Origin of the sequence: Prescottella defluvii (assembly GCF_000738775.1) — a bacterium.
GTDB classification, from domain to species: domain Bacteria; phylum Actinomycetota; class Actinomycetes; order Mycobacteriales; family Mycobacteriaceae; genus Prescottella; species Prescottella defluvii.
This window is the reverse complement of sequence record NZ_JPOC01000049.1, coordinates 1-10,176: the sequence shown is the minus strand read 5'-3', so window position 1 is coordinate 10,176 and position 10,176 is coordinate 1. Positions and strand designations below refer to the sequence as shown.

Genomic DNA, 10,176 nt, shown 5'->3' with positions numbered 1-10,176 from the left:
GGCCGTCGGGTCGAGCAGTAGGATCCCACCGAGGATCCGCAGCGACAGCTGGCCGAGCTTGCGGACGCGGTCGGACGCGTACTGCGCCCCGGCGAAGTCGCCTCGGGCCCACCGCGGATACACCTCGAACGCGTTGTTGGCGGCCGCGGCCGCTCATCGGCCAGAACGCCACCGCCGCCGCCGCCGACCAATGCCGGATGGGCCGTCGCGGCGCTCGTCGCCTTCTGGCCGCTCGCGTTCGCGGCGTTCAGCAACGCGTTCGAGGTGTATCCGCGGTGGGCCCGAGGCGACTTCGCCGGGGCGCAGTACGCGTCCGACCGCGTCCGCAAGCTCGGCCAGCTGTCGCTGTGGATCCTCGGTGGAATCCTCGTGCTGATCGCGATCGCCTACATCGTGATGGCGGCCGTGTGGATCTCGCACGGCGGATACGACGACAACTGGCACCGCGGCCGAATGGACTGGTAGCCGTTCAACGCACCTCGACCGGGCCGATTCCCGGGGCGACGGCACCCGTGTGGGTCCGACGGCCCCCGGCCCGGATCGGGGTGCACGCGACGACGAGCAACGCCACCATCGACACCACCGCGCCGAGCCAGAACAGCCGATCCAACCCGACCTGCGCCGGCACCGTCACCGCCCCGACCGTCACGATCGACGCCGCGAGTACCGCCGCGCCGACAGCGCTCGCGACGGAGGTGCCGACCGCTCGCACCAGGCTGTTGATGCTGTTCGCCGACGCGGTCTGGTCGAGCGGTACCGACGTGGTGATCAGGACGGGCATCGCGGCGAGCGCGAACGCGACGCCGACCGAGACGACGAGGGCGCTGGTCCCGACGACGAGGATGCTGCTGCCCAGAATGCCGCGCGTGGCGAATCCGATGGTCATCGCGCCCGCAGCAACCACCAGCGTGGTGCGGGCACCCCACGCGCGAATCATCGTTGCCGTCACCGGGGCCAGGACGATCATGATCAGTCCGCCCGGAAGCATCACCAGCCCGGCCGCGGCCGCGCTGAGGCCGAGCCCGTGACCGGTCGACGTGGGCACCTGGAGTTCCTGCGTGGATGCGTACGAGCTGAGGAACATCGCGAATCCGAGCAGCAGCGCGCACAGATTCGCCACCAGCACCGGGCGCCGGATCGACGTCCGGAGATCGACGAGCGGGTGGGGCACCCTCAACTCCAACGGAATCCAGACCAGCAGTCCGATCGCACCGGCGACGGCGAGGCCGACGGTCGGCGCACTGCCCCACCCACACGCTCCGCCTTTCGAGATCGCGAGCAGCACCGCCGTCAATGCTGCGGTCAGTAGGACCGCACCGCGGTAGTCGAAGCGTCCGGCCGCTCGGGTGGTCGATTCCGGGACCACGAGCGGCAGCAGCAGCGCCATCACCGTCGCGAATCCGGCGGGCACCCAGAACAGTGACTGCCACCCGAGCTGGTCGTAGAGCACCCCGGCGAGGGGCATTCCGAAGACGCTGCCGATCCCGATCGTCGCCCCCATCAGGGCGACCCCGCTGCCGAGCCGGTCGGGTGGCAGTACATCCCGCATCATGCTGATGCCGACGGGCATCAGCGCCATCGCGAAGCCCTGCAGTCCCCTGCCTGCGACGACTGTCGCGAATCCCGGTCCGAGTGCGGCGAGCGCCGAACCGGCGACCATCAACCCGAGGCACACCAGCATCATCGCGCGCTTGCCGAACATGTCGGCGAGCCGGCCGATGAGCGGTGTGCCCACGGCACCGGTCAGCAGTGTGGCAGTCACCAGCCACGACGCGCTGCTGGGCGGGATACCGAGGTCTTCGGCGAACGCCGGCAGGACCGGCACCATGAGCGTCTGCAGGAGTGCGACCAGGATCCCGCTGAGGCTGAGGGCCGCGATGACGACACCGCTCCGGGCGGTGCCCGGAGCGGGTGCCGGGACCGCGATCACCCGGTGACGCGTGCGGCGTTACCGGCGTCGATCGGAAGCACAGTGCCGCTGATGTGCGCGCTGGCCTCGGCGGAGAAGAACAGGACGGCCCGGGTGATCTCGAACGGATCGAGCCACGGCACCGGCTGCGCGTGCAGGCTCTGGAACACGGGGGCGACGTCGTCCATCGTCGGAGCCTCGAGGTCCGGACGCATCATCGAGTAGAGCGCATCGTTGTGGATCATCCCGGTCGAGATGTTGCCCGGTGCGATCGCATTGACGGTGATGCCGTTCTGCGCCAGGTCGAGCGCGGCGCTCTTCGTCATGCCGATGACGCCCCACTTGGACGCTGCGTACGCCACCATGTTGGTGTTGCCGGCGCGGCCCAGCATCGACGAGATCGTCACGATGCGGCCGTAGCCGCGCTCGATCATGCCGGGCGACACCGCGCCGAGGGTGTTGAAGACACCGGTGAGGTTGGAGCCGATGGCCTCGTTCCACTGCGCCGACGTCATCGACTGGACGGGGGCAGCGACGGAGACGCCGGCATTGGCGACCGCGATGTCGACGCGACCGAACTCCGACTCGGCGCGGGCGACCAGGTCGTCCATCGCTGCGCGGTCGGCGGTGTCCAGCTTGGCCGAGATGACGCGACGACCGGTGGCCTCGACCAGGCGCACGGTCTCGGCCAGGTCCTCCTCGGTGCCGAGCGGGTAGAACACCGAATCGCTGTCCTCACAGCGGTCGCAGATGACGACGTCGGCGCCACGCTCGGCGAACGCCACCGCGTGTGATCGTCCCTGTCCCCGGGCTGCGCCGGTGATCAGGGCGACTCGGCCTTCGAAGCCTTCGAACTCCTCCATTGCTGCACTCCTCGAGATCAGGGGACCTGCGATTCCAACGGTCCGGAACTATCCCTACCCGCTACCTCTGTGACGACGCGCACAAATCCCGGCCAGTGGGAAGCGCGGGCCACCCGTGCGCCGGACGGGCGAGACGGGATCGTCACCGCCCGACGACGACGATGACGGCGGCCGATGCCGCCGCGAGCACGACGACGGTGACCGCCAGTCCCGCCATCAGCGCGAACGGGTAGATCACCCGCTCGTCCCCGAACGCCAGACTCATCCGCTCGTACCGTCGTCGAGCAGTCACCACGACCACCGACGACGACACGATCGCCCACATGCCGACGACTTGGACGACGACGGACGATCCGGGCACGTACCGCAGGCAGAGAAAGGCCACGGCGGCGAGACTGGCGGCCGTGCGCACCCACGCGAGCGTCGTCCGTTCCGGCTGCAGTCCCGGATCCCGGTGAGCGGCGGCCGCCGACATCACCGACTCACCATCACCACGAGAAGCGTGACGCCGGCGCCCCCGATCAGGCCCACCAGGAGCGCCGCGAGGGCCGGCACCGGCAGGCTGCGGCCCAACCGCATCGCCGCCTCGACACCCATCCAGCGCAGGAACGCGAACACCACGAGCAGGATGGCACCGACGAGCAGGCCCACCACGAGCACCTTGTGCACGGTCGGGCCGACGACATCGGCGCCGAACGCCTCGAGGCCCACGGCTGCCGCGATCAGTCCGAGGGCGGTACGGACCCAGGCCAGGTAGGTGCGTTCGTTGGCCAACGTGAACCGGGGATCGGGATCCTTCCCGTCCCGGAACGCTCTCGGACGCCAACCGCGCAGTGTCACCGTGATGGTCCTCTCTCACTCATTCTGTGGTTCGACGACGGTAGCGCCCCGAGCGCCCCGCGAGCCCTGCCCGGTCAGGCGGGCACATCTCCGAGAATCGCCACGCGCTCCATCACCCGACGGTGCGGGAAGTAGTCGCTGGCCGCGTAGTGCTGCGTCGCACGGTTGTCCCAGAAGGCGATCGAGTTGGGCTGCCACTTGAATCGGCACTGGAAGTCGGGAACCTTGGCCTGGTCGAAGAGGTGCCGCAGCAGCGCTTCTCCCTCGACCGGGTCCATGTCCGGGATGTGCGTCGTGAACAGGCTGTTGACGAACAGGGTCTTCCGGCCGGTCTCGGGGTGGATCCGGACGATCGGGTGTGCGATCGGCGGATACGCCTCCTTCATCTGCGCGAGCTTCTCCGGCCCCATCGAGCGGCCGAAGGACGGCACGAAGTCGTGAATCGCGACGCGGCCCTCGATCTTCGCCTTGACCTCGTCGGACAGGCAGTCGTACGCGTTCCCCATGTCGGCCCACAGCGTGTCGCCGCCGGCCGGCGGCACCTCGAGCGCGCGCAGAACCGAGCCGAGCGGGGGACGCTTCTGCCACGTCACGTCCACGTGCCAGATGTTCTCGGTGCCGGGACTGTCCTCACCGCGCTCGAAGTGGACCACCTCGGGGACCTCGCCCTGCGGCAGCAGCGGGTGGATCTCCAATTCACCCCAATGCCTTGCGAAGTCGCGATGCTGCAGTCCGGTGATCTGCTGGTCCCGGAAGAAGATCACCTTCCACTCGAGGAGCGCCCGACGCAGGTCTTCGATCACCGCGCTGCTCGGGTCCCGCAGATCCACGCCGTGGATCTCGGCCCCGATGAACGGCGTCACCGGTCGCACCTCGAACTGCGTGTACGGCTTCGAGTCGAAACCGTCGGCGTTGCGACGCATTCCACGGGGCCCGAACTCGATGGAATGGCTACCGATCGCCACTGTCCGCGATGTAGTCATGGTTGACAATTACTGCCTCCGATCGTGCGGATCGCCGGCAACCCGGCTCAATCCATTGGTGAATACGGTGCTTCGAGCGCGCCCACCGACATGTCGATCAGGTGGGCGACGATCTCGTCGAAGCTCGAGTTGGCCACGGAACTCCTGCTCGCACCACGCTGCTCGAACATCGCCAGTGCCGAGATCGCCATGTTCAGCATCAGCCCGGTACGTGCCGCGGCGACTCTCCGGGGAAGGTGTGTGAGCGCGCGCTTGAGTCGACTCGACACTTCCCGGCTCGCCTCCGTCACCTCCGCCAGGTCCGGGCTCGAGAAGTCCAGCGACGGCGAGACCCGAGCGATGAACTGCGCGTAGTAGGACTCCGTTCCCGCCGATCGCAGATAGTCCGCGAGCGGCAACACCACGGCCTCGACCAGTGCACGGACGTCATGCCCGCGACCCTCCGCGTCCAGCCGTGCGAGGTACTCGGTGCGATTGGCGTTGACGACGCCCATCCGCCGCCGGAAGACCTCCAGGATCAGCCCGTCCCGGCCACCGAAGTGGTACTGGACCGCCGAGTTGTTCTTCTGCCCGGCGGCAGATGCGATGTCCCGCATCGACACGCCGTCGATGCCCTGCTCGGCGAACATGCGCTCCGCGACTTCGATCATGGCTGATTTGGCATTGCCCGGGTTCGACACGAACCCAACCTAATAAGTCAGCGCCTTAAACGTCAAGACCCGCGGACTGAGTCAGTGCATTAAGTTGACCGAGCACTTGCTTGACAAGCCCCCGACTCGCAGGTGAAACTCATCACAACCAGCAATTAAGACTGCTTCTTATTTTCCCTGGGCACGCCCACCGAAGCCCGTCCCACCGAGGAGCCCTCACGATGCCGACAGGTATTCCCGACTTCGAAGGCCGGATCGACACCACCATCTCCAACTCCGAGCCATGGTGGCCGGCGCGACCACAGCCCCCGGCCGGAGCGCCCAACATCGTCGTGATGATCGTCGACGACATGGGGTTCTCGGACATCTCCCCGTTCGGCTCCGAGATCCCCACCCCGCACCTCGACGCTGTCGCCTCCGAGGGCGTCCGGATGGCGAACTTCCATGTGACACCGACCTGTTCACCGACGCGCGCGGCCCTCATGACGGGATGCAACGCGCACGCGGTCGGTATCGGCGCCGTCGCCAACATCGATCCCGGCTTCCCCGGATACGCCGCCGAACTGCCGCCGAACCAGCCGACGCTGGCAGAGACGGTTCGGGCGCAGGGCTACAGCACTCTGATGATCGGCAAGTGGCACCTGTGCAAGGAGAGTGACCTCGGTCCGGGTGGCGACCGGCACTCCTGGCCACTGCAGCGCGGATTCGACCAGTTCTACGGATTCCTCGAGGCCCAGACCAATTTCTTCCATCCGCACCAGTTGTTCGAGGGCAACAATCCGGTCCACGTCGACCAGTATCCCGAGGGGTATTACCTCACCGACGATCTCACCGACCGCGCTGTCCGGATGATCTGCGACACCGTCACGGACGAGCCCGAGAAGCCGTTCATGATGTACTTCGCGCACGCGGCGGTCCACACCCCGCTGCATGCCAAGTCCGACGACATCGAGGCGTTCCGGGGCGCGTACGCCGAGGGCTGGGATCGTATCCGCGAGCAGCGCTTCGCTCGACAGAAGGAACTGGGCCTGGTCCCGGCCGACGCGACGATGGCGCCGCGGTCCGACGAGACGGGCCCGGACGTGCCGGCGTGGGACGACCTCGATGCCGACGGTCGACGGCTCGCCGCGCGGTACATGGAGGTGTACGCCGCGATGGTGACCAGCATCGATGCGAGCGTCGGGCGCCTCCGTGACACCTTGGACCGGCTCGGCATCCTCGACAACACGATCTTCGTGTTCCTGTCCGACAACGGCGCGGCCGGTGACGGCGGTACCGACATCGGTGTGATCAACCATCTCGGCAACCTCGACCGCTCGGGCAAGAAGACTGTGGCCGAACGCATCCCGGAGGAGATCCTGCGGATCGACGAGATCGGCGGGCCCTACACGTGGCCGGCCAATCCCGTCGGCTGGGCCACGACGTCCAACACTCCGTTCCGTCGGCACAAGTTCAGCAGCTTCCGGGGTGGCCATCAGGTTCCGTTCCTGATCTCGTGGCCCCGAGGCCTGTCGGAGGTCGGCGGCGAGATCCGCACGCAGTACGCGTACGTCACCGACGTTCTGCCGACCGTGCTGGATCTTGCCGGTATCCCGGTCGCCACCGAACGGAACGGACTCGAGGCCCGTCCGCTCGACGGAACGAGCTTCGCTGCGACACTGAAGGATCGCGTGAGCGCGACCGCGCACACCGAGCAGTACTACGAGTGCTTCGGTGAGCGCGCCTACTACCGGGATGGGTGGGAGGTGGTCGCGATCCGCAAGCCGCTGACTCCGTTCGACCAGGACCGCTGGGAGCTCTACGACCTCTCGACCGACCCGACCCAGTGCCACGATCTGGCCGCCGAACATCCCGACCGTGTTGCCGAACTGGTGAAGTCGTGGCAGTCGGCGGCCGGGGACAACCAGGTGTTTCCGATGGCGGACGGGACTCCCCTGCACTGGTTCCAGAGACCGCCCAGCGACGAGCGGTTCGCACGGCCGCAGGCCATCCTGCCGGAGACCTCCACCGTCGAGCGGTTCCGCTCGAGCCAGCTGATCGACGGCCGCTCGTTCGACATCGTCGTCGAGATCGACGACTTCGCGCGCACCGACAGCGGTGTGCTGGTCTCGCACGGCGGCCAGGAGGGTGGATACCTCCTCTACATCGACGAAGGCCGACTCCACTTCGCGGAGAACGCTTTCGGCCGGATGATCGACGCGCCGCCGGTCGATCTTCCCGAACACTGTCGGGAGATCACCGTCTCGGTCACGGCCCCCGGGAAGGCCCGCTGGCTCGTGGACATCGCGATCGACGGCGAGATCGTGATGCAGGGGTCGGAGTTCGTCCAACTGTCCTGGCTCGTCCCCTACAACGGCATCAATGTCGGTATCGGTCGCCGTTCGCCGGTGTCGCGGGACCTGGAGTCCGCGCACGGGACGTTCCCCTACACCGGCCGGATCGATCGGGTGACCTACGTCCCGGGCGCACTGGCGCCGGACGCGTTCCCCATGATGATCGACCACTTCCGCGAACTCGGCCGCGCCACCCAGTAGTGCACGCGCACAACCCGACCTACCGAATCAGAGAGGCCACCATGAATCGTCATTCGATCCCCATCGTTCACAACGAACCATCGGTTCCCACCGCCGTGGACTACCGCAATCAGCAGGAACCGTTCACCCGGCCGCAGCCGGTCCGACCGCCGGCCGGTGCGCCCAACGTCCTGTTGATCATGCTCGACGACGTCGGCTACGGCACCGCGTCGACCTTCGGTGGACCGTGCCGGACACCCACCGCCGACCGACTTGCCGCCGACGGTGTGAAGTACACGCGATTCCACACGACGGCACTGTGCTCGCCGACCCGTGCCGCGACCCTCACCGGACGCAACCACCACAGTGTGGGATTCGGTGTGATCGCGGAACAGGCTACGGCCGCACCGGGTTACAACGGGACCCGACCGGCCTCGGCGGCGACCGTCGCCCGGGTCCTGCAGGGCAACGGCTACGCGACGGGCGCGTTCGGCAAGATGCACCAGACTCCGACGTGGGAGATCAGCGAGGCCGGACCGTTCGACCGGTGGCCCACCCGTGAAGGTTTCGATCGCTTCTACGGTTTCCTCGGTGCCGAGTCCGACCAGTTCGCCCCGGTCCTGTACCGCGACTTCACCGTCGTCGATCCGCCGAAGTCGCCCGAGGAGGGCTACCACATGTCGGAGGACCTGGTGGACCGCGCGATGGAGTGGATCGAGTCGGTCGAGACGATGGATCCGGACAAGCCGTGGTTCTGCTACCTGCCGTTCGGCGCGTGCCACGCACCGCTGCAGGTGCCGGACAGCTACCTCGACAAGTACCGCGGCGAGTTCGACCACGGCTGGGATCGTCAGCGGGAGATCACCCTCGAGCGTCAGAAGGAACTCGGAGTGGTCGGCCCCGACACGGAACTCGCACCGTGGGCGCCGGACCTGCCGCACTGGGACGACCTGGACGACGACCAGAAGAAGGTCTCCGCCCGGCTGATGGAGCTGTACGCGGCGTTCCTCGAGCACACCGACGACCAGGTCGGCAGGCTCGTCGACCGACTGCAGGAATCGGGCGCCCTCGACAACACCCTGGTGCTGTACATGTTGGGTGACAACGGCGCGTCCGCCGAGGGCGGCATGGAGGGCTCGTTCAACTACCTCGCCGGGCTCAACGGGTACAAGCAGACCACCGCCGAGGTACTCGAGCGGTTCGACGAGTTGGGGACCCCGTCGAGCTACCCGCACTACCCGGCGTCGTGGGCGATGGCCCTCGACACCCCGTACCAGTGGACCAAGCAGGCCGCGTCCCACTACGGCGGCACCCGAAACGGCCTGATCGCGCACTGGCCCAAGGGGATCGCCGAGTCGGGAATCCGCGACCAGTGGCATCACTGTGTCGACATCACCCCGACCATCCTCGAGGCGGTGGGCGTGCCGGCACCGGACACCGTCGACGGCGTCCCGCAGAAGCCGATGGAGGGGGTCGCGATGAACTACACGTTCACCGACGCCACCGCCGCGGACCGGCACACCACGCAGTACTTCGAGATCTACGGCAACCGTGGCATCTACGACCACGGATGGACCGCGGTGACGCTGCATCGGGCTCCGTGGCTGATGGCGACGCACGGACTGCAGCTTCCCGCGTTCGACGAGGATCGGTGGGAGCTGTACGACACCACCGTCGACTGGTCGCAGGCCCGCGACCTGGCGGCCGAGTTCCCCGAGAAGCTCGAGGAACTCAAGCAGAAGTTCCTCGTCGAGGCGGCGCGCTATCAGGTGCTCCCCCTCGACGACCGCACCGTGACGAGGAACGCGGCGCCGAAGGATCGTCCGCCGCACCCCCTGCGCGGCCGGTCGAGCATCACGCTGTACCCGCACATGAACGGTCTGCCCGAGAAGGCGGCACCGCCGTTCTTCAACCGCTCGTACACGATCACCGCGACGCTCGAGACCGGTGGCGACCCGTCCGAGGGCATCCTCGCGAGCCTGGGTGGACGGTTCGGCGGCCTCGCGCTGTACGTTCTCGATTCGAAGCCTGTGTTCTGCTACAACTTCAGCGGCGGCGGCACGACATTCGTGCGCAGTGAGGTGCCACTGACCGGGGAGACCCGCGAGGTGTCGGTCGCGTTCGAGTACGACGGCGGCGGGCTCGGGAAGGGCGGAACGGCAACACTTTCCGTCGACGGTGTCGAGGTCGGCAGCGCGCGCATCGAGAAGACCACCCGCGCGATGTTCAGCATGAACGAGCAACTCGACATCGGCGTCAACCGCGGCAGCGCGGTGTGCGACGAGTTCGACGGCCGCTTCGCCTTCACCGGACGACTGCACCACATCCGCGTGGATCTGCCGGACACCGGGCGCCCGGAGACTGCCACGGAGCAGCGCCGGATCGCGCTCGCGACGCACTAGGTGTACCCGGTCAGGA

At 67.6% G+C, this 10,176-nt stretch carries 9 protein-coding genes and 1 pseudogene; 3 read left to right on the top strand and 7 right to left on the bottom strand.

The window, feature by feature from the left end; all coding sequences use genetic code 11:
• Positions 1-123, bottom strand: a pseudogene (locus IJ15_RS26995) (CD225/dispanin family protein); the annotation flags it as partial.
• On the opposite strand from IJ15_RS26995, the gene IJ15_RS0117715 reads away from it, so the two are divergent.
• A complete protein-coding gene (locus tag IJ15_RS0117715; protein ID WP_031939683.1) occupies positions 118-465 on the top strand; it encodes a CD225/dispanin family protein in 348 nt (115 codons plus the stop codon). The pseudogene IJ15_RS26995 and the gene IJ15_RS0117715 sit on opposite strands and share 6 nt — an antisense overlap.
• A gap of 4 nt (positions 466-469) precedes the next feature.
• On the opposite strand, the gene IJ15_RS0117710 is transcribed toward IJ15_RS0117715, so the two are convergent.
• From IJ15_RS0117710 to IJ15_RS0117685, 6 genes are all read right to left on the bottom strand, one after another.
• Entirely contained in the window at positions 470-1,930 is a 1,461-nt protein-coding gene (locus IJ15_RS0117710; RefSeq protein ID WP_081880795.1) for an MFS transporter, read from the bottom strand.
• Entirely contained in the window at positions 1,927-2,772 is an 846-nt protein-coding gene (locus IJ15_RS0117705) for a mycofactocin-coupled SDR family oxidoreductase (RefSeq protein ID WP_031939681.1), read from the bottom strand. The genes IJ15_RS0117710 and IJ15_RS0117705 overlap by 4 nt, the downstream gene beginning before the upstream one ends.
• A 142-nt stretch (positions 2,773-2,914) precedes the next feature.
• Entirely contained in the window at positions 2,915-3,247 is a 333-nt protein-coding gene (locus IJ15_RS0117700; RefSeq protein WP_231569576.1) for a DUF202 domain-containing protein, read from the bottom strand.
• Positions 3,247-3,612 carry a YidH family protein gene (locus IJ15_RS0117695; protein ID WP_031939679.1) on the bottom strand — a complete coding sequence of 122 codons (366 nt, stop codon included), beginning with the start codon at positions 3,610-3,612 and terminating at the stop codon, positions 3,247-3,249. The genes IJ15_RS0117700 and IJ15_RS0117695 overlap by 1 nt, the downstream gene beginning before the upstream one ends.
• A gap of 74 nt (positions 3,613-3,686) precedes the next feature.
• On the bottom strand, positions 3,687-4,604 hold the full coding sequence (locus IJ15_RS0117690) for a TauD/TfdA dioxygenase family protein (RefSeq protein ID WP_031939678.1): 918 nt from the start codon (positions 4,602-4,604) through the stop codon (positions 3,687-3,689).
• 38 nt (positions 4,605-4,642) lie between these two features.
• The gene (locus IJ15_RS0117685) at positions 4,643-5,245 is read right to left on the bottom strand and encodes a TetR/AcrR family transcriptional regulator (RefSeq protein WP_051919136.1); all 603 of its coding nucleotides are present in this window, start codon (positions 5,243-5,245) and stop codon (positions 4,643-4,645) included.
• A gap of 221 nt (positions 5,246-5,466) precedes the next feature.
• Between IJ15_RS0117685 and IJ15_RS0117680 the strand changes: the two genes are divergently transcribed.
• On the top strand, positions 5,467-7,779 hold the full coding sequence (locus IJ15_RS0117680; protein WP_051919132.1) for an arylsulfatase: 2,313 nt from the start codon (positions 5,467-5,469) through the stop codon (positions 7,777-7,779).
• A 41-nt stretch (positions 7,780-7,820) separates the two neighbouring features.
• Positions 7,821-10,160 carry an arylsulfatase gene (locus IJ15_RS0117675; protein WP_031939675.1) on the top strand — a complete coding sequence of 780 codons (2,340 nt, stop codon included), beginning with the start codon at positions 7,821-7,823 and terminating at the stop codon, positions 10,158-10,160.
• Positions 10,161-10,176: the final 16 nt, after the last annotated feature.

What these genes read in the sequence shown, in the direction of transcription:
- IJ15_RS0117705 (WP_031939681.1), bottom strand. Translation starts at nt 2,772, where the DNA reads ATGGAGGAGTTCGAAGGCTTCGAAGGCCGAGTCGCCCTGATCACCGGC.
- IJ15_RS0117700 (WP_231569576.1), bottom strand. Translation starts at nt 3,247, where the DNA reads ATGTCGGCGGCCGCCGCTCACCGGGATCCGGGACTGCAGCCGGAACGG.
- IJ15_RS0117685 (WP_051919136.1), bottom strand. Translation starts at nt 5,245, where the DNA reads ATGATCGAAGTCGCGGAGCGCATGTTCGCCGAGCAGGGCATCGACGGC.
- IJ15_RS0117680 (WP_051919132.1), top strand. Translation starts at nt 5,467, where the DNA reads ATGCCGACAGGTATTCCCGACTTCGAAGGCCGGATCGACACCACCATC.
- IJ15_RS0117675 (WP_031939675.1), top strand. Translation starts at nt 7,821, where the DNA reads ATGAATCGTCATTCGATCCCCATCGTTCACAACGAACCATCGGTTCCC.